Here is a 20,242-nt window from a genome sequence, read left to right as displayed (position 1 = left end):
ATCGCGATGCACGCATCCTCAGCACAGCCCGTCAAAGCGTTATTAGCGCTTGTCTTAAAACCTGGTACTAAGACTTGAGTACAATCCTATTATAAACATACTTACAGCGAAAAGAAAAGATGGATTTGTCCCTGTTCTCGCAGGACAGTCCATCTTTTCCATTTTGTTCACTTTTTTATATAGGGCATATAGTTCTACAGAGTACTGTAAAACGAGCAATTGCTGTGCCGAATTCTCGTTTGCACGCTCTGGTCACTGCTATATTACATTCCGATCGCTTTGCCGTCGACAGCCAGCATCGCTTCGCCAAGAATCTCTGCCAGTGTAGGATGGGCATGAACCGTTTGCCCGATCTCCCACGGCGTAGCATCAAGGAATTGCGCCAGTGCGGCTTCGCTGATCAGATCGGTTGCCTGTGGGCCGATAATTTGCACGCCCAGTAGATCATCGGAATTCGCATCCGCAATGACTTTGACGAAGCCTTCACTGTCGCCATGCACCAGCGCCTTACCGATCGCTTTGAATGGGAACTTGCCGATCTTAATCTCACGTCCCTGCTCCTTCGCCTGTGCCGCGCTAATGCCTACGCTAGCTACCTCTGGACGGGTGTACACGCAACGAGACACCTGAGATGGCTCGTAATGTACAGGCTCACCGCAAATATGATTGACCGCTGTGATACCTTCATGACTGGCAGCATGAGCAAGCTGCAAGCCGCCGATCACATCGCCAATCGCATAAATATGCGATTCGCTTGTTTGCATCACGTCATTAACTTTAATAAAGCCGTTTTCAATCGCAATATCGGTATTCGCCAGTCCAATCGTCTCCACATTCGCGCGACGTCCGACCGAAACGAGCATTTTAGCAACGGATAGCTCAATCGTCTGTTCATTATGAACGAACGAGATGCTAAGCCGATCATCCTGCGGTGCATACGAATCAAGCTGAAGTGAAGCACTTGTATAGATCGTCACACCACGCTTTTCCAGCAGACGGTGCAGCTCGCGCGCTACTTCCTCATCCTCCTGCGGCAAAATATGCGGTGCTGCTTCGACAACCGTCACCTCTACACCAAAATCATTCAGCATCGAGGCCCATTCCATCCCGATCACACCGCCACCAACGATCAGAATCGAGGCTGGCAATTGCTCCAGCTGTAATGCGTGATCACTATTCAGGATCAGCTTGCCGTCTGCTTCCAGACCTGGCAGATCGCGTGGGCGTGAGCCGGTAGCGATAATGAGATTTTTAGATACTACCGTTTCCATCTCGCCATCTTCCAGCTCTACTGCCACCGCGCCGCTCTGTGGGGAAAAGATCGATGGCCCGATCACGCGACCCTGACCGCGTACGATCGTGATTTTATTCTTTTTCATCAAATATTGCACGCCGCGATGTAGCTGATCTACGATTCCTTGCTTACGCGACTGCACCTGTTCAAATTGTAAACGTACACCATCTGCTGCGATTCCATATTGCTCGCTATCCTGCATCATCGCGAATACTTCAGCACTGCGCAGCAGACTTTTGCTTGGAATACAGCCACGATGTAAGCAGGTTCCGCCAAGCTTATCCTGCTCGATAATGACAACTTCCTTTCCTAACTGGGCTGCACGAATTGCTGCCACATATCCTCCAGTACCGCCACCAAGAACGGCAATATCACACTGTATCGTCATTAATGAGTCACTCTCTTTTCGCTAGTTTGAATAGATTAATCTACTACATGATCGTTAGGCTTGATGTTCCTTGTGCGTTCCAATTCTGTCATTGTCAATCGAGGATCAGCGTTAGCGCCAAGGCATCCATCATCAGGTGCACCTATTGGCATCCATCCTATCATACAGGCACCACATCATCTTAATACTGAATTGCATCTTAGTTCAAGGAGCAAAATAACAGCACAATCGATTGACGCAGGGCTACGCTATGTAAAGTCGGGCTTGGCTTATCGCTGTACAAGCCAGCTTCGCTCGACCTGCTGGACCTTGATCACTCGTATAGAGCGTCTTTTAGTCGACTGGACATTTTCGGCTTTTTGCTGTTGGCTTTGACCAATGCGGTGCGTAGTCTTTTATTATCTGCCTGTAGCTGCTGTACAGTATCCAGCAGCTGCTGGAGCGCATCATGATCCTCTGTACGAAGCTGTTGCTTTTGCAGCAGCTGCTCAATGTGAACTAGAGCTGGCTGTATCGTATCGCTCATGCTGATCCTCCTTTTCACGTATCCATTCCTAATTATGGCAAAATCATGGCAAAAAAACCGGGCATCGTCAGCACGGCTTGTTGTCGATTACATGTATCTTGTCCGTACAGGTGTTACATGATCCCTCTGAGGTCTATCCTTTCACACGGATGGAATGTCGTCAAGTAGCAACGGCGGTTGATATGAGACTGGATGAGTAGTTGCGCTTGAGATCAGATCGATAGAATTAGATTTTTAGTGGGATAAACAGAGCTAAATGTTATGCTGAACGGGGAAATAGAGAGATCGATCTAATAGATTCCGTTACTATGTCGCTGGTGTATAGCTTCTACTATGTTGCTGAGGTATAGCTTGCAATACATATAGTGTATAGCGAATGGCAATAATTGAAGGAAGGAATAAGAACCTGCACAGTTCGTTTATTCCTCCCCTGTATGGCGTGCATCCTATAAGATGTAGCTTCATAAAGCAGAGATAGCCCTATTGCAAACAATAAATGATGGCGTACAATCATGCAGAAATCCTTATCATTATGCAATGTTGCTCCTAGACATTCATTCCATTACCTTACAGCCCTGGTGTAAATAATCCCTGCTCACCACGTAGCTTAGCGAGTGCTTCAACGAAGAAATAATCTCCATAAATAATCGGCACATTCAGCTGACGATTTTCAGGATAATGTACGGTGCCGTGGGTGATCATTCCTTCTTCGTTGCTATGACGTGTAGAGTAGCGAGCGTATAGCCCTGATATCAGGCGAGAAGCTGCTTGTTGTAGAGATTGGCTCTCAGACTCGTCGACGTATTTGGCAAGCTCCAGCATACCGCTGGCAGCGATGGCGGTTGCGGACGAATCATAGGCATCGCGATTCGCTTCTGGCGCGCGAAAGTCCCAGTAAGGCACGATATCATCCCCCATTTGCTGGAGGAAGAAGCTAGCGGTCTGACGACTGATTTCTAAATATCTGGCATCTCTAGTGTAGGCATAGGATAGAGCGAATCCATGCAATGCCCACGCCGTACCACGTGCCCATGCAGAGCCGGGAGCATAGCCTTGCCCTCCATGCTCGCAGCGCTTATGACCTGTAAGGGGATCGAACTCAACCACATGACAGATCGAATGATCGGCTCGCACGAATTCACGAGCGACCGTATTCGCGTGAAGCGTAGCCAGTTCATGGTAACGAGGATCGCCCGTTTCCAGTGAAGCCCAGTAGAGCAAGGGCAAATTCATCATGCTATCGATGATCGCCACCCCGCGTGTATCCATATGTGCAGACTCAAAATTCCATGCGCGAATATAATGGCCTTTGACATTGAACCGTGCAGCAAGCAGATTGGCTGCTAATAGACTACGCCGTCTCGCTTCGGCATTTCCAGTCTGCTTATAATGCGCTACACCGCTGAGCAGCCAGATAAAGCCGAGGTCATGATCAACCTGTTCTGTATCATGCAGACATGGCTCTAGCTGTCGTTCGCAGCTTTGCGCCCATTGAGCTAGCTGCTGAGATGCCAGCTGCTTCGTGTCCGTTTCAGCCGTAGACGCTGTGTTATACTTATGCACGAGCCAGAGAAGTCCCGGCCAAAAGCCTGCTGTCCACCACTGCGGATCACAGCGATCATACACTCCATGCTCCGCTACATGTGGAAAATGATCTCTAGTAATGCTCGCCTGTGTTATCGTCTTATCCGTTGCCCACTTCCATGCTTCATGTACCCATTCGTTAGATGACATGCTGCTCATATACTCTCTCCTTTGCTGATGACAGGCGTGTGCCTGCTTCCGATATGTATAACGTGAGAAAATCATGCAATTTCTAACTATGATCAACAACATTCTTCTACCGAAATGATAACGTTTACAAAAAGAAGCGTCAAAGGAATTTTCGTTATGGAAACTATGGAATTTACGATATTACGATGATGGAAACTACAATCAGGTATGGAAACCCTAAAAATAACCTTTAATGTATCCAGTATATATTGCTACTGGCTATCAGCTTGTGAATATGGATCTATATCTAGCTCCCAACAGCTTCAAAGTCAATCCTGCACATAAAACAGGTCGGCTACACGCTATTCCCTGTGCAACCGAACTGTTTTCAGCTATTATTCGTTCACCGCAGACGCTTCATTCGCTGGGGTCAGATCCTTTATATACCAGGCATCACATGCATTATGCTCGGTACCATCCAGTGGTCGCTCCAGCTGACGGAAGCCGAACTTGAGATATAGCGCATTCGCCACTTCCAACCGATCAAAGGTTTCCAGATAGCAGTACCGATAATGCTGAGCGGCAAAATCAAGCGCCTTTTGTACCAGCAGACGAGACAGCCCTTTGCCCTGTGCTTCTGGTATAATATACAGCTTCTGTAGCTCACATACTTCAGTTTCTTTGCCAAAGGTGCCAATCCCTGCCCCACCAACTACTGTATCATCATCTGTAACAGCGACCCAGTAAGCCATACGCGGATCACTATTATAATATTCAGCCAGCTGGCGAAGCTGCGGATCAAAGTAAGCAGTCCCCGGCAGGTTTAGCCCGAATGACTCCAGTGACTCTTTAATAATACGTTCAATCGCTGCGTTATCCTTTGGTTCGATCGGTCTAATGTTCATACTCAGTCCCCCTTATACATATGGTTATTGTAAATAGCTAGCTAGATTATGTCCTGTCTGTCCGTGGTTGCGATTTATCGTCCTGTAAGCGAGGATACAGGCTCTAATTGAGCAATATCGTTTACCAGCTCATCGACCTGCTGCACCTGCGTTGCCCAGCTAGTGCAAAAGCGAATCGCACTGTGCTGCTCATCAACCTTTTCCCATAGAGAAAAGGAATACTTGGTGCGTAGCTTGTCCAGCACCTCATGTGAGACGATCGGGAATTGCTGATTCGTTGAAGAGTCATAGCGGAATGTAAAGCCCTGCGCCGCAAAGGCATCACGAATACGTAGTGCCTGCTGAACAGCATGCTGCGATACCTCCATGTACAAGCCATCCTCAAATAGCGTTTCAAACTGAATGCCGAGAATGCGTCCCTTTGCCAGCATTCCACCACGCTGCTTGATCAGATAACGGAAATCCTTTTTCAAGCGATCATTCACAAATACGACCGCTTCACCCATCAGCGCTCCGACCTTGGTTCCACCGATGTAAAATACATCGCATAGCTCGGCGATACGCTCCAGCGTCAGATCATTTTCAGGTGAAGCGAGCGCATAACCAAGACGTGCGCCATCGATATACAGGGGTAAATCATGCTGCTGACAGATTTCATATAAGGCTTCCAGCTCCGCGTGGCTGTAGATCGTACCATTTTCAGTCGGCTGGGAAATGTAGACCATGCCTGGCTGCGTAATATGCTCATGGGTCGCATCGTTCCAGTGCTGCTCATACAGCTGCTGTACTTGAGCGGCAGTAATTTTACCATCATCACTTGGAAGTGTGAGAATCTTATGCCCTGTCGCTTCGATTGCTCCGGTCTCATGTACAGCAATATGACCGGTAACGGCTGCGATAACTCCCTGATGTGGACGTAAAATACTAGAGATGACCGTCATATTCGTCTGTGTACCGCCCACGAGAAAATGAACATCAACCGCTTCATTGCCACAGGCTGTACGGATATACTGACGTGCGCGTTCACAATATTCATCAACGCCATAGCCACTAGTCTGTACCCTATTGGTGGCTACCATTTTGTTCATAATGCGCTCATGCGCACCCTCTGTATAATCACTTTCAAATCGTATCATCGTCTCTTCGCTCCAATTGATCTAATTTTTGTTGAATCTTTTGCATCGCAGCATGCATCTCTTCCAGTTCATCAGATGGCAGAGCCCGGAAGAGACGAATAATCAGCTCATTGGATCGATCATCCAGCTCCTTATATACTGCCTTCCCCTCATCGGTTAGTCGTAAGAGACTCACACGCTGATCGTCAGCCGAGGATTGCTTGTACAGCAGTCCCAGCTTCACCAGACGACGAATGATTCGGCTCATATAGCTACGATCAATATTCAGCGAATCGACCAGCATATTGGCGATACATGGCTCATTCATGCCGATCTCGATGATCACACGCGCTTCGGTAAACGAGTATCCGCTATCCAGCACATGCCCATTGAGCACCCCAATCATATTCGTATATCTGCGATTAAAATGCCGAATATCAGCGATCATCGCCTTATCCATCTTCGTATTCACTCCCAGATTCATGCTGTGCTTTTCATCAGACTCATGCTGTATCTTGATATCCTATGTATAGCAGCGGCGATAGAGTATGATCTCTATTATTTAGTGGACAAAGTCCACTTTTGATTAAAATTAAATATAGTGTCTATTGTGGACAATGTCAACTAAATTTCGAGCTTCAAATCGTATAAACATTCAGTATACGGCAACATATACATATAGAATGAGAAATAAGCCCTTCCCCTTGCTATGTACAGCCTACAGCAAGGATGAAGGGCTATCGCCACATCGTATTTCATTCACTTTAAAATAAAAGACATTCAGTTAGCCGTATACCTGACTAATAGACACGAATTGTAGTATTGATTCGTTAAGCATCATGAATACATTTCTTTCTTTATATATCATTTTTGCTTCTAGATTCTTGCTTCTAGTTATCCTTTTGAATCGTACATTACAGTGACGGATCATGCTTTTCCAGCCGCAACTCATAGGCTATACAGGAGCTATCCTGTGTGGACTCCAGTCGAACGCCTTTTAATAGTCCGTTGCGACTCGCTACATGACTCGCTTCGGGTGGAAAACTCATTGTACTTCCAGGGGTCAGACAGCGTAGCGACAACCGCCCATTGCTATAGCGTAAATGAAGACTCTCTATAGCGGTATCTACTTCAAGGGTCGACTCTAATGTTTTCGACACTTCCAATACCGCTGCTTCCTTGCCATCATACATAAATAACGGAATCCAGGCTCCCAGTCTACGAATAGAAGAATGATCTGCATCCATCATTCGATAACTCACCTGAACGATGCCCGGTCGCTGCTCATAGATCGCTTGAATCTGCCTTACACCACCCGGCAAAGGCCCACTCCATTCCAGGACGAGCCGTGCCATCTGCTCCTCATGCCTGGCTTCCACGATGCGATAACCGCCGCCACCATCAGATGGATCGACACCCGCATCGCAATCAAATGGCACGGTGGTACGAATCCCATCCGCCAGCTGATGCCATGCTCCGTCCTCCGTTTGCCATGCAGGTGCATGAATCAACGGAAACACCTCTCCCTCAGCAAAACGGGTAAAGCCCTGATCCCGATACCCTGCTGATGAAGGCCCGATCAAGCCGGATATGCCAGCGCGATGGATGCGAGACAGACCGGGAATATTATACGGATCATTGAGCGCCGTATGCCAGACAAGCTGCTGTCCAGCAACACCGCTCAATATCGTTTGAAACCAGCCATCCGTTTCCAGTGTATAGCTCGTACATAAGGCTGGCGTTGGATAAGGAGTTATACTTTCCAGCTCCTCACCATAATCAATGGCATAGGCGAGCGCGGCAGCTGTCCACAGATTGTAACATGTATGATTCGTATAGATCTCATATCCATGTCGCTGCTCAGGTGTGTAATAATTGCGTACAATGTGCAGATCACCTGCTTCCGTCTGCCAGCGCTCTATTGCCTCCCATGTCAGATCGGCTGCCTGACGAAAGGCTCCTGATAGCTTGCTCTGCCCCTGCTTCGCTTCACGAATAGCCTGCACGGTGAAAATTAGCGCCGCAGTCGCTTCATTCCATTGATGCTGAGAACTGCGTCCACGAGTGGGCCATTCGCCAAGTGGAGACAGCATGAGTAGCGAGCTGCGAGCACCACGCCATAGTAGCTCCTGCACTACATCTGCCGTCTCTCCTGCATAGCCTGCCAGCTGCATCAGGGTCAAATGATAACGGGTCACAATATCATAAGCAAAGGGACAATTCGGCATATTCAGCGGCCCATCCTGATACAAGCCCAGTGAGGTAAAGCGCGGCACATGGTATCGCTGTAGATACGTATCCATCCAGCGCGTATCCTTACCACTTAATCCTTCGGCATAACGCATATATTCACCGGATAACATAATCGCATTCCAGTTGATCATACGGTTTGGATTGTTCATTTTACTCATCGTAAATACATAGGTAGCCTCTGGCTCAATCTGTTGCAATTGCTGCTGCCAGTGAAGTGCCTGCTGGGGTAAGAGTGGCTTGAGAATGCGATACGCACCCATGATCATAATCGGGAAAAAGTCTGGGTGCCCATCCGGTGCGCGCTGCTCCACTAGCGCCTGAATGCTACAGGTTAGCGCTGAGGCTGCTGATTCGAGCAGGTCGGTGCGTCCTTGGGATACGAGTACAGCCGCGGCCAGGGCATAGGAAGGGGTCGAATAATAACGCTCCTGCTCAGAATAGGGATCATGAATCGCACCGTAGGGCTGCTGGTAGGCTCGATAATGCTCCACCAATCGTGTTAACAATCGTAATCGGCGTGCCAGATTCCATAACGATTCCAGCGGCTCACACTGTTCCAGCTTATCCTCATACGCTTGAAAGTGATCTTGCCAGCGATAAGGCTGCTGATATCCAAGATTCATCCTTGTCTGCTGCTCCATGTAAATTGCTCCCTTTCGATATTTTCGATCATCTATCTTCTAGTCGTTCAACGACTCGTACGCAATCACTGTAAACGTGAACAGACAGTGCATACCCCGATCCTGATTCTCATCAGCAATGTGGTGCATAGCACCCAGCTCCTGCCTGGCGGCTAACGCTTGCCTACTCTGTATCAACACCACATTCGTTCGATACAATGTGATCGGCTGACCCTCATGATCATAGCTGGCGAGTTCCTCGGTACAGATATCATACTGCCCTTTGACGATATCCAGCCGCACCAGCGCCTGTTCTACTTGCCAGATGATACCATCATCATCAATTTGTGGCTTTATCCGACTCATAAAGCGCTCGTTAATCTCAATGTTATCCCCACTTATTGCCTCGTCTTGCTTGAAAATAAATCGATCCTGTACTTCCAGCTTAGCCATCCTAGTTGCCGCTTCTGCTGTAGGCAACGGCTGCCAGTGAAAACGACGGGTAAAGCTGTTTAGCCCCGACGCTGGTGGATAAGCAGCAGCTAGCTCCAGCATGAATACCGTTTCCTGTGCCTTCTGCTCTAGCTCCAGCACGACCGCTGCCTGTTCACGTCCTGATTGCTGCTCCATCCCATTAATACGAGGCAACGAATGCCCGGCGGAGGAAATATGCAAAATCGCTTCTCGACCTGGTGCAAAATAAGCCTGTGTGTACATCCCGGCGCCAGGATCGCAGAGCAGATTCTGTCCACCGCCATGAATAATGAAGCTACCCAGATCATTATGATTATGCGGCTCGTCATTATGCCCACCTTTAGCAGCAAAGCCTACCTTGCCCGGCACAACCAGCCATTCCAGATCACGCCAATAATGGCTACTATTCACACGGCTTTCAACATGCTCAGCTGAATCGGTATCATTCACACCCCAGCGCTCGGGCTTCGACCATAACAGATCACGCATCATATGCGCCCAGCGATGACAGTTATCCTGGCTAAATAACGGCATTTTAAACGGTAACGAGATGCTTATGCCCTGCCGTTCTGCCAGACGACTGAGTAGTCCAGCTGGCAATGTTTGCCGCTCCTCACTGTCCGAAAAGTTAACAAACACACCGCCAGACAGATGTGCCGCCTGCGGAAACGTAGCAATTGCCTGTATTTTACGTTGCTGCGCCTCACTCAGCTGAACCGGATTGCCTGCCGCCTCCAGCATATCGATCAAATATGTAAAATAACCAAACCCGTATACCCAGTAACCAATCCCTTCTCCGCAGCCTCCATCCTCGCCATAGCCCTTTAGAAAATAATCCAATGCCTGAAGCACACGCTTCAATATCCGCTGCCTGCGTCCACCATGCTGCTCGACCAGTAGCGCGGCTATACCACAACCACTCGCACATACTGCCGCCCAGTTATGCTCTGCCTTCTCCCAGCCAAAATGCCGCTCGCTATCCACCAGCACATCCAGCACACGTCGCCGAATTTCCAGCTGCATCCGCTGGATTATTCTCGGATCAATGCTGCCATCTAGTAATATGCAAAGCTCTGCAAGCATCCCCGATGTTTCGGCTGTAAACAGGTCAATCTCCTGCCATGCTGGTGTATTTGCCAGCGCTGGCAGATGTGCTGGCAAGCACCATGTGTATTCAGCGCATAGATTCCAGAGTGCCTCCTCTAGCGCGACTCGTACCTCATTTATATCTAATTTTAATAGATGATTCTGCTGTTCTTGTCGTTGCTGTTGTTTTTTCTGTTGTTGCTGTATATGCCGTGTTTGTAGCCCCTGCTCCACGACCTGCCTGGTGCTATCCGTATCTGCATGCTCGTGCTGCTGACACTCCGCTTGGAGCCGCAGTAGCATAATCGCAAGACTTCCTACTTTTCCCCGACGATCAAAATACACCTGCTCATACGGAATACGTTGCCCTTCATCCGCAAACTGTCGAAATAGCTCAAATCGCAGCGCAGGTAATCCTTCAACCAGCGCACGCCGAGCATACTGCTCGATATCCTGCCACCAGTCCGTATAGGCTGGATGCTGCATCGTAATCAGCAGACGTGTATGGATATCCTCTATTCGCCAAAGCGACGCAGGCTGTATAGAATGTAGCAAATCGCTATTCATTTCAACACTCCTTATTCAAGCTATATTTCATGCTACGATGCATAGATGGCTCTACTTATTATTCCATGTGTACTATGACGTACCCTATAGTTATACCTATTGCTCCATGCGTACTATGATGTACTCAATAATTATGCCTATTGCTCCATGCGTACTGCAACGTACCAGTACCTCTACTTCTTAATCCACTTCATGCTATAGAGATAGAGCCACCTCATCCTCCGCTACACCATGTCCCTCTATCTTAGAAAGCATCTTGGAAAGCTTGTGTTTAAACTGGATTCATTAATCTGCTGTACTACTTTAAACGCCAGCTAATTCCCATCGCTTAATAAAATAACGCTTTCAAAAATAAAAGTATAGCCATCATCCTGCTATATGTATGCACAATTCAGGTGGATTTCTTTTAAAAGCTCTTATTCCTTCATTTGATCTACTTTGATCTACTATGTATGTATTATTTTATTTACTCATTTCTCTGATCTATCTTCTGTCTGTCTTTTTTCTCTTCTTTTTTCTCTGTTCTGTTTATTCACTTCTATTTTTCTAGTCACTCACTATAGTAAGTGTCTTCTTTTTCTTCTTTAGACCAACCGAACCCCAGTATGAGCTATTTATAATTAAGTCACCTGCACAGACACAACACAGACACAACCAACAATAAAAGGGCAAGCCATTACGGCTCACCCTTTTATCCATCATGACTTACTTTCTCTGTCTCCGATAACGAACAAATGCATACACGATCATAACCAGTACAATCCCGATCGCATCAATCAATGTATCGCTAAAATGACCTGTACGACCTGCAATCCATGTCTGATGCCATTCATCCGTAGCCGCATATCCATACGCAATAATAGCTGCCCATATCAGTGGCATATACGTAGAACGCGTTAGCGAAGAACCTACACGCACGAGCAAAAATGTCAGTAGCGCAAATTCAGATACATGACCACCCTTGCGGATGAAAAATTCCCAGAACGCATACGGCTCACTGCCACTCACCGTATAGCCACCATAGCTAAATTCGATCATCGGCGTGATCGCTGCAAGCGAAGGCTCGGCAATCCAGCTAGCCAGCAGTGGCTTCACATCCTGCTCCTGATAGGGCTGATTGGACATCATAAAAATGAACACCATCCAGCCGATCGTCAGTAGCGACCAGATGAGCAGTGGAATCGGACGAATACGCCGCGATGATTGCGAAGCATAGAAGGGCAAGTCTGAGCGCATAGTGTATTCCCCTTTCCAAACGACTCCGTTCTTGCACATATGCCGTGTATTATACCAGTAACATCCACTTTGATTCAAATGACTTCTTTCAAATAAATGCTGTTGATCATTCGCGATCACGCTCTTAGTCACGCAGCGAAGCTAGTAGCTGTATGATTTGTTAGCCTGTACCTTTATCATCACTTACTTATAGCTGTTTTCCATTATATGTGCCTACACAAAGCACATATAATACATTACTATCTCCATTCTAACTAACCATGCCCACGACAACAGCAAAAGCAGTCATACAATCCAGCTTCACGGCAACGAGTGCTTCCACTCTCACAGGTTCCTATTTTCCTGCTTACCGATTCAATGATGAACTTGTAGACTGCTTTTCTGGCTTGCTATTCGATGGGAGCACGCTCCACGAAATATTTATTGGTCATATAATATGCTTCACCACGAGATGTTTCGACCTTGCCCTTTTTCGGGTCCAAAAATACGATTTCCTTACACTTTGTACAATACCATTTGGTGCGCATCATCGGCGAATCGGTTGTGTAAGCCGTACCACATTTGCAGTCCACCTTGATCAGCACTCCATTTTGCTTGTAGGCGCTGCTCAGATGCTCTTCTGCTTCATCTGGCTGCTGATTAGGCACAATCACACGCTGATAATCAGAGAATTGATTCTGTACTTTAAAATCGGCAACGAGTTCCGGGTTCAGACCAAAAAATTCCTTGCCTATACTCGTCACAAAGCGTGTATTGGTTCTGTAGCTTTCAAGCCATTCTTCGATCTGTTGGTTAGACAGGGGTACAGTACCCTTAATTCCACTGTTCAGTGTGTAAGTCATGATGTGTAAAGCGTCACTCTGTTTGCTTGAGTACATTAGAAACCTCCTCTTTCTTCAAAAGCTAATGTACTACAAAATATCGTTTTAATCAAAGCGTGAATTTAACTAAAATTCCATGTTATAGAATTCGTAATCAGCTTTGACAGAATTCAAGATATTCCGTAGTAAGACGTTCCTGCTAGCCCTTGATTCAAAAGGGAATCTTCTCGGCTAGTTGCTGCCATGTCGTCATTAACTCCTGGTTGATATGAAAACATTTAAATTGCAGTTAAGGTACACATACAGGCATAGTAGATTGTTTCGTACTTGCCAGTCTATTGTATCACTGGTTGCAAATGCGCGCTGTCATAGCTTATTAACGAGCAGGCCGTCATTACCTGCTATCGCTTCATTACCTGCTTCATTTTATCCATACTGGCTATAGCTGCTCATATCGACCGTCCAATCGATACGGTTGCGTATGATCCATTGCTGTACAGACTCATCCAGATGAATCGCAAACTGCTCTCGCTCCACCTCGTTCACCTTACAAAAATGCTCAATCAATGCATATTGCTCGATCCAGCCCTGCATATCTGCAAATCCGATATGCTTGATCATATGACATTGAAAGCACAGCGAGATCATATCGACCAGACGCTGGATTCCAAGCTCTTCATCAAACTCCCATCGCTCATGACAATGCAGTTTATGTACCTCATGACCCTTTCGCCGCCCACAAATGACACAGGCATAGCCATCACGGCGTTGAACGTTCAAGCTAAGCTGTCTCCAGCGATAGGAGCTGATATGACTTCGTACATTGACATTCATTGTAGGAATAGGAATTAATTCAATAGCTAGCTTCATCATGCTCTCCATTACTTCTTGTCGTGTTCTTGTTGTACAGGTGGATGTCCTACTGTATTGTACAAACTGCGCGTTCTCACATGATCGTGCTATCCGATGCAAGCGGCGGCTGCGTTTAGCCATGGTAAGCTGGGCTCATCGTTATAGCAATGGAGTAATTATTCTACCATTAGGTACCGAACAAACACCACCCTGTTCGTCCGCTCACCTATTATTGCACATTATTGCCATTATATACTTATAATTATTTTGCTATATTTAATAGCGATTATACATCAAATCGACAAAATTTCACTAATTATTTGCTCATACTACTTCATTATCCGAAAATAAAGTACACAAACTGTATATTTGTTCATATTTTCAAATTATCATCTAATAATGGATACGAACAAACAAATATTTTTTGATTTTTTTGTAAATAGGGCTAGATGTTTATGTAAACCTATGCTAAACTATCCCCATACAGAAAGGAGGTGCGTCAACATCAATAATCACATGTTGAACGCGTCCTTTACCCAAGCCGAGGTTCTGGCTTAATCACCAGAACTTTCCGGTGGCGCGGGATGCGGTCAGATTTAAATAGCGCCATTTGGGTTAGAAAGGTCACCTGCGGGTGGCCTTTTTACTTTGTCTTGTATTGATTAATTGAAAGATAACGCTTACAATTTAATTATCATTCCGCATACCGTCAGATACGTATCATCCCTGATTCGGGATTCCACATCGATCTTTAATCTGTTTTCCAGTATTCGCAATTATTCTGATATGACCTGCAATTTAAACTTCATCCCTGATTCATGCCATATCTATCGCGTAGTGAACCGGAATGAAATGCAATTTAACGCTACCTATGCAGGAGGAAGAGCTACATGACGAGCTACTGGGAGAAAGCTTCGCATATACAAACCGAAGATTCAATTCGCCTCATTTTAACGCCATCTTCTACTGCACAGGCTTTTTATTTTTTTGTACAGGAGATCGGCCATTTCAAAACTGCCTTTCCTTATGCTACAGCGCACGAGCATTTGAATTCGTATCTCATTTTGTATACACAATCTGGTCGTGGAAAGCTGCGTTATGGCGATACGGATTACGCACTCGGACGCGGCGATCTGTTCTTCATCCATTGCATGGATTACCATCGGTATGAAGCCGTACGTGAGGAAGAATGGGAATTTCTGTGGCTTCATATTCGCGGGGAAGCAATGGAGGGTTATTATGCACCGTTCAGTCAGCGCCAGTTGCCTGTTTGCCATGTAAATGAGTATTCTGCCATTCCCGGGCTGATGCAACGCCTACTGAATATTCAAACGCCGCGTAGTAACAAAACCGAGCTGATCAGTTCTCAGCTAATCGTACAGCTGTTAACCGATATTTTATTACAATCGGTGTATGCAGGCGATAAGCATGGACGCATTCCGGCTCCAGTGCTGGATTTGCAGCAATACTTGGAGGAGCATTATACCGAGCCGATCACGCTCGATGATCTGGCGAAAAAGTATGCTGTGAACAAATTTCAGCTGAGCCGTGATTTTAAGCAGCATATCGGATTGCCGCCTATTGAATATTTGATCAATATTCGAATCAATACCGCCAAGCATATGCTTCGTTATTCGGATAAAAGTATTCAGCAGATTGCAAGTGAGGTCGGCATTTACAATGTGTCTCATTTTATTAATCTGTTCAAGGCACGGGTGGAATGCACGCCACTTGCATATCGTAAAGAATGGACATGATAGGATGGTGGCATTTCGTTGTATCTAAGTTTATGCAGTCATTGTGCATACTGCTGTATAGCGATCGAAATAGAAAAAAGCTGGAACGCTATGTTCCAGCCTTTTTTCTGTGTATTGTGCTTTGTATTCCGATTAGCTTGATCCTATCAGCAGCACTGTTACGATTCGCAGCATCGCACTCGTGATCCCGATTGTACTTCCTGCCTCATCTGCAATAGGAAGATGCGGATCTTACACAGGTAGCCTTATTGATTCATTCCATGCTGCTTCAACCGTCAAGTTAGAGCAGACAGCTTAGAGCAGGATTGCTGATGATATTTAACGGAAAAATAGCAGATCGCTTACTTTCCACATTCCGAGGAAGAGTGCCACTGCTACAACGTATGTAACCAGCACGAATACCCATGCATTTGTTTTCTCCATCTGTGATCCCTCCCTCATTCCAGTATGATGTGATTACGATTCATTTTACTATACTTTGCGGTCGTAAGCCTATTGCATTCAGCATTATCATTGTAGATATCATTCACAAGCTATTTCTTCTGAATCGCATCCGTGTACATTCTAGCTATTGATCCCGACAATAGACTTTTGACATACCATTTTCATTATACTGTTTTTGGGATATTGATGCATAACGCGAACTGAATGGATGGTTTATTGACGATGCAAGACAGACCATGATAGTAATATTAAGAATAATAAGGTGATTACTTTCATTACGGAATAAATTACATTTGTATATACTATATGACTGTTGTTCGATTGATGATGATTGATTATTTGGAATCCGAATCGGTCTGGTCAGGAGACACCACAGGACGTCTACGCATCGGTAGCTCATTACTTTGATGATCCGCATACATAATTGCTTCCAGTTCCTTAGCATGCTCTTGCTCGCGCCGAGAACGATTACGATGATTCCAGTAAATCAAGCCCGCGATCGGCACGACGATAAACCACAGCTTATTTACGATGGAAAACGTACCATATTGCTTTGCAGCTTGTGTACCTGCTCCTATCAAAATTAAGCCTTCTAAAGTCAACTTGGAATCCTTATCTGTCTGCTCATCATAAGCGCTATACGCCGACTGCTGATGAATATCGATATTAGGTAATACATCCTGCTGGAATGCAGTACGATCCTGCTGGAAAGTCGCATCGCTACTTACGAGAATCGCCGAAAGATATCCCGTTCTGGTCAACATACGGGCATTATAATTGACTAGATTATCCTTCGTCGACTCTTTTAATTTTAGATACCAGGTCAACGTATGTGTGGTGGCATTATAGCTCGGCTCCTCGCCCCAGCCTAACACTTGAAGGTTAGGTGCTTCCTTGTTATTCGCATTTTGCTGTTGCAGGTTATTTTGATAGTTAGCCAATATACGCTGTGCATCGATCTGATCATGATCATAATCGAGAATATGACCGTCCTCAGTATACATCAGAATGATCCATGCATTGTCCTGACGATCAAGCAAGCTTCCGAGAATCTGTCCAGTAATCAAGTCTCCAGTATATTGCTTCTGGAGTAGCTCCTGTGTCGCTTTTGGCTCAACAAAGCTCATTTGATGATTACTTGGAAAATGAAAGCTGGCAATATCGCCCAGAGCGATCTGATCAGTCACCTCGACTGCTGAGCTTTTATCGTGATTAGCTGATAACGAATTCATCGTTGGAGTTAAAGCTGATGCCAGAACCAGGTTGGGCGTGCTCGTTTGTTTTACAGATGGTCGCTTGGTGTCTGTCCGCAATGACATCTGTGAATTATGTAAGTCTGTACGTGCTGCATATTCGGCGGATACGATTTGATTGGAATCATGATTGTGATCAGAAGATACAGCTATCTGCTTGAGGATCGGAACCCTGCTATTCTCTATGGCTACACCAGCCTGGTCTACCATCGCATGAGCTACAACTGGATATGCGATCCACCCTATCATACTACTACTAACGACTAGCAACGCTGCATAGACAAGCGATTTTTTCAAAAACGCGCCTCCTTCAACATATACTTACAATGCCTTGTCCTGATGGGACATCCAGTGATTGTATGTCGCTTTATCATCTATCAACCATTGAACATCGATTTACGATTTATCAGCAAGCGATCAAGCATCATGATCAATACTCATCTACAAATAAAAACTTACCATCCGCATAATCACCAATATCATAATTTTTGACGGTCAAAGTGACTAATGTCGATTCTGTCCATTCGGGTGCTTCATTATCCGAGCCATAATAATCCTCTGCGGCTTGAATAAGCTTCACCGCCTTGGCACGTAGCTGAGTTTTGGATACATTGTAGGTGCCATCTCCATTGTAATCCAGATCGATATCCGGTTGATTTTCCACATCGATCAGTACGCTCTTCAGCTCTCCATCACCTGTCGGCGTGAATGTGATCTTATCCACAATAAAGTCATCGGTTACTACTGCTTCCTCTATGCTATGGGACAGATAATTGAACACGGCTACCTGCTTAATAATAGATTGCTCATGCTCAACGTTGGTATGCTGATCTGCCAGATCGCTCGTTTTACGCTGTAATGCCGCATTTGCCTGTTGCAGGTCAGAAACCTGTACATTGAGTGCGATGTTCCAGACCGTGAGCACCATACATCCGAGTATACCGAGACCAGCTAAAATAAGTGCCACCAATGCCATTACGCTCATTTTAGTCGGTGCTGGCTTTGGCGGCTCTGGTGGTGAATATCCCTGAAAGCCTTCCATACTTTCCTCTCCTTAGTAAAATATGATTTTTAATAAATAAATTAGAATCTATGTCTATATTACTATATTGCACCTCTATTCAACTAGAGGAAAAAGAGCAGCCTTCCTCTTCATATCGAGTGTAAGCTGCTCTTCATTTCTTTAGGTAAATATAGATTAGATTGGCGACAAGTTAGACACCATTACTTACAGGAGATGAAATTAGATCATAGTACACAGTGTTTATATCTGCTTAATTTAGCTGCTACTTATTCCATGCACAATACTGAGCTATGTCTGTGTTATGTTGTATGCGCTATTCTTCTATACTGCTTGTACTTGGTATACTACGCGCATGATGTAGTAGAGTAAGCTATTTTAAGCGATTTGCTCCATTCGTAAATAGACATCACAACGAATAAGCGCTGTATTAGTTCGAAACCTTGTGCTCGATACGCAGCTTGTCTGCTACCATCGCGATAAATTCACTATTGGTTGGCTTGGACTTACTAATATTGATCGTATATCCAAACAGATGGCTAATGGAATCGATATTCCCACGTGTCCAGGCAACCTCAATGGCGTGACGAATTGCACGCTCTACACGCGAAGGTGTCGTTTTGAACTTTTCTGCGATCGCTGGATACAGCGTTTTTGTAATCGATCCCAAAATTTCGATATTGTTATACACCATTGTGATCGCTTCACGCAAATATTGATATCCTTTAATATGAGCGGGTACACCAATCTCATGAATGATCGCCGTAATGCTTGCATCCAGATTGCGACCTTTTGCCGGCATCGCAGCTGCTGGTTTGCTCATCGCGTTGCTCATGTTGACAGAACCACCGCCATTGCTGCTAATCGCTGCATTCGTACCTACCAGCTGGCGAACACGATTAACGAGCACTTCCATATCAAATGGCTTCAAAATATAGTACGAAGCCCCCAACTGTACCGCACGCTGTGTAATATTTTCCTGACCAAATGCCGTTAGCATAATGATCTTCGGTGATGGTGTCAGATTCATATCACGCAGACGCTCGAGTACACCTAGGCCGTCCAGATGAGGCATGATGATGTCCAGAATAAGTACATCTGGAAGCTCTGGCAAGCTTTCCATCGTTTTCAATACTTCCTCACCATTAAATGCAATCCCTACCACTTCCATGTCCTGCTGATTGGAAATATAATCAGCCAGCATATTCGTAAACTCACGATTATCGTCTGCTAGCAATACTTGAATAGTTGACAATGGATATTCCTCCTTCATTTTGGTCAAGCTCTCCTGCTGTGTCGCATCCATTTTATGACAATGGTTCTGCATTTGTACGATTGTACGATTCTGCGATCGATTGGCTATGATATCGCGTTGTGCATGCAGCCGAGGCTGTGAATGAAGCTATATCATTACATAGCGCATGTCTAAAGCTAGACGTTTTATCAATCGATCGTGTATCCATTTTGGGGCATACTCTTCACATTATAATATCATTCGACATAAAAGACCTAAAACCTGCTGTCGAAAACAAAAATCTCATAAATTTCCCAATTTTTCTATCCTATGTGCGATAAAAAGACAGCAGATGCTTTGGTAATGTATATGCTTTGGTAATGTATATGCTTGAGTAGTGTATATACGTAAGTACGGCTGCCTATCGCTGATTGTATACTCAATTCGATACTCATACCTATAATCGTGTCCGTGTCCGTGTCCGTGTCCGTGTCCGTGTCCGTGTCCGTGTCCGTGTCCGTGTCCGTGTCCGTGTCCGTGTCCGTGTCCGTGTCCGTGTCCGTGTCCGTGTCCGTGTCCGTGTCAATTATGACTTTATGTAATTCTAATTAAAATGGGAAGCTTTACCATTAGAGGCAGGCTTCCCAAAGAGTGTTTCTCTATACGATCCATCATAGTTCAAC

15 protein-coding genes are annotated in these 20,242 nt (G+C 45.6%); 1 reads left to right on the top strand and 14 read right to left on the bottom strand.

Annotated features, from left to right (window positions below; genetic code table 11):
* Positions 1-263 precede the first annotated feature (263 nt).
* The 11 genes from lpdA to IEX62_RS09500 all read right to left on the bottom strand — a co-directional run bounded on the left by lpdA (position 264) and on the right by IEX62_RS09500 (position 13,778).
* Positions 264-1,682 (bottom strand): dihydrolipoyl dehydrogenase, encoded by a 1,419-nt coding sequence (gene lpdA, locus IEX62_RS09550; RefSeq protein ID WP_188775231.1) that lies wholly within the window; start codon positions 1,680-1,682, stop codon positions 264-266.
* Positions 1,683-1,995: 313 nt separating this feature from the next.
* On the bottom strand, positions 1,996-2,208 hold the full coding sequence (locus IEX62_RS09545) for a hypothetical protein (RefSeq protein WP_188775230.1): 213 nt from the start codon (positions 2,206-2,208) through the stop codon (positions 1,996-1,998).
* A gap of 567 nt (positions 2,209-2,775) precedes the next feature.
* Positions 2,776-3,951: a glycoside hydrolase family 88 protein gene (locus tag IEX62_RS09540; RefSeq protein ID WP_373289113.1), complete on the bottom strand. Its 1,176-nt coding sequence runs from the start codon at positions 3,949-3,951 to the stop codon at positions 2,776-2,778.
* 365 nt (positions 3,952-4,316) lie between these two features.
* Entirely contained in the window at positions 4,317-4,826 is a 510-nt protein-coding gene (locus tag IEX62_RS09535; RefSeq protein ID WP_188775229.1) for a GNAT family N-acetyltransferase, read from the bottom strand.
* 74 nt (positions 4,827-4,900) lie between these two features.
* Positions 4,901-5,962: a threonine aldolase family protein gene (locus IEX62_RS09530; protein WP_188775228.1), complete on the bottom strand. Its 1,062-nt coding sequence runs from the start codon at positions 5,960-5,962 to the stop codon at positions 4,901-4,903.
* Complete coding sequence (locus tag IEX62_RS09525; protein ID WP_229685706.1) at positions 5,949-6,401, bottom strand: MarR family winged helix-turn-helix transcriptional regulator; 453 nt, start codon at positions 6,399-6,401, stop codon at positions 5,949-5,951. Before IEX62_RS09525 ends, IEX62_RS09530 begins: the two co-directional genes overlap by 14 nt.
* A gap of 454 nt (positions 6,402-6,855) precedes the next feature.
* Complete coding sequence (locus IEX62_RS09520; protein ID WP_188775227.1) at positions 6,856-8,835, bottom strand: glycosyl hydrolase; 1,980 nt, start codon at positions 8,833-8,835, stop codon at positions 6,856-6,858.
* A 39-nt stretch (positions 8,836-8,874) separates the two neighbouring features.
* Positions 8,875-10,941 (bottom strand): heparinase II/III family protein, encoded by a 2,067-nt coding sequence (locus tag IEX62_RS09515; RefSeq protein ID WP_188775226.1) that lies wholly within the window; start codon positions 10,939-10,941, stop codon positions 8,875-8,877.
* A gap of 705 nt (positions 10,942-11,646) precedes the next feature.
* Positions 11,647-12,177 carry a VanZ family protein gene (locus IEX62_RS09510; RefSeq protein ID WP_188775225.1) on the bottom strand — a complete coding sequence of 177 codons (531 nt, stop codon included), beginning with the start codon at positions 12,175-12,177 and terminating at the stop codon, positions 11,647-11,649.
* A gap of 389 nt (positions 12,178-12,566) precedes the next feature.
* On the bottom strand, positions 12,567-13,055 hold the full coding sequence (locus IEX62_RS09505) for a hypothetical protein (protein ID WP_188775224.1): 489 nt from the start codon (positions 13,053-13,055) through the stop codon (positions 12,567-12,569).
* Positions 13,056-13,424: 369 nt separating this feature from the next.
* A complete protein-coding gene (locus IEX62_RS09500; RefSeq protein WP_188775223.1) occupies positions 13,425-13,778 on the bottom strand; it encodes a hypothetical protein in 354 nt (117 codons plus the stop codon).
* Positions 13,779-14,740: 962 nt separating this feature from the next.
* Here IEX62_RS09500 and IEX62_RS09495 point away from each other — a divergent pair.
* Entirely contained in the window at positions 14,741-15,607 is an 867-nt protein-coding gene (locus IEX62_RS09495) for an AraC family transcriptional regulator (protein ID WP_188775222.1), read from the top strand.
* 779 nt (positions 15,608-16,386) lie between these two features.
* Here IEX62_RS09495 and IEX62_RS09490 read toward each other — a convergent pair.
* The 3 genes from IEX62_RS09490 to spo0A form a co-directional block, all read right to left on the bottom strand.
* A complete protein-coding gene (locus IEX62_RS09490; RefSeq protein ID WP_188775221.1) occupies positions 16,387-17,601 on the bottom strand; it encodes a DUF2167 domain-containing protein in 1,215 nt (404 codons plus the stop codon).
* A gap of 133 nt (positions 17,602-17,734) precedes the next feature.
* Complete coding sequence (locus IEX62_RS09485) at positions 17,735-18,346, bottom strand: hypothetical protein (protein WP_188775220.1); 612 nt, start codon at positions 18,344-18,346, stop codon at positions 17,735-17,737.
* Between the two features lie 409 nt (positions 18,347-18,755).
* The gene (gene spo0A / locus IEX62_RS09480) at positions 18,756-19,580 is read right to left on the bottom strand and encodes a sporulation transcription factor Spo0A (protein ID WP_188775219.1); all 825 of its coding nucleotides are present in this window, start codon (positions 19,578-19,580) and stop codon (positions 18,756-18,758) included.
* Between the last annotated feature and the right edge of the window lie 662 nt (positions 19,581-20,242).

It is taken from the genome of Paenibacillus hunanensis, assembly GCF_014645615.1.
GTDB classification, from domain to species: domain Bacteria; phylum Bacillota; class Bacilli; order Paenibacillales; family Paenibacillaceae; genus Saccharibacillus; species Saccharibacillus hunanensis.
Note: the sequence above shows the minus strand (reverse complement) of the source record. Positions and strands in the feature narration are given on the sequence as shown.

Bases quoted from the DNA above. Each gene is read 5' to 3' on its own strand.
- IEX62_RS09535 (WP_188775229.1), bottom strand. From the start codon at position 4,826: ATGAACATTAGACCGATCGAACCAAAGGATAACGCAGCGATTGAACGT.
- IEX62_RS09485 (WP_188775220.1), bottom strand. From the start codon at position 18,346: ATGGAAGGCTTTCAGGGATATTCACCACCAGAGCCGCCAAAGCCAGCA.
- IEX62_RS09515 (WP_188775226.1), bottom strand. From the start codon at position 10,941: ATGAATAGCGATTTGCTACATTCTATACAGCCTGCGTCGCTTTGGCGA.
- IEX62_RS09505 (WP_188775224.1), bottom strand. From the start codon at position 13,055: ATGTACTCAAGCAAACAGAGTGACGCTTTACACATCATGACTTACACA.
- lpdA (WP_188775231.1), bottom strand. From the start codon at position 1,682: ATGACGATACAGTGTGATATTGCCGTTCTTGGTGGCGGTACTGGAGGA.
- IEX62_RS09495 (WP_188775222.1), top strand. From the start codon at position 14,741: ATGACGAGCTACTGGGAGAAAGCTTCGCATATACAAACCGAAGATTCA.
- IEX62_RS09530 (WP_188775228.1), bottom strand. From the start codon at position 5,962: ATGATACGATTTGAAAGTGATTATACAGAGGGTGCGCATGAGCGCATT.
- IEX62_RS09510 (WP_188775225.1), bottom strand. From the start codon at position 12,177: ATGCGCTCAGACTTGCCCTTCTATGCTTCGCAATCATCGCGGCGTATT.
- IEX62_RS09545 (WP_188775230.1), bottom strand. From the start codon at position 2,208: ATGAGCGATACGATACAGCCAGCTCTAGTTCACATTGAGCAGCTGCTG.
- IEX62_RS09540 (WP_373289113.1), bottom strand. From the start codon at position 3,951: ATGAGCAGCATGTCATCTAACGAATGGGTACATGAAGCATGGAAGTGG.
- IEX62_RS09525 (WP_229685706.1), bottom strand. From the start codon at position 6,401: ATGGATAAGGCGATGATCGCTGATATTCGGCATTTTAATCGCAGATAT.
- IEX62_RS09520 (WP_188775227.1), bottom strand. From the start codon at position 8,835: ATGGAGCAGCAGACAAGGATGAATCTTGGATATCAGCAGCCTTATCGC.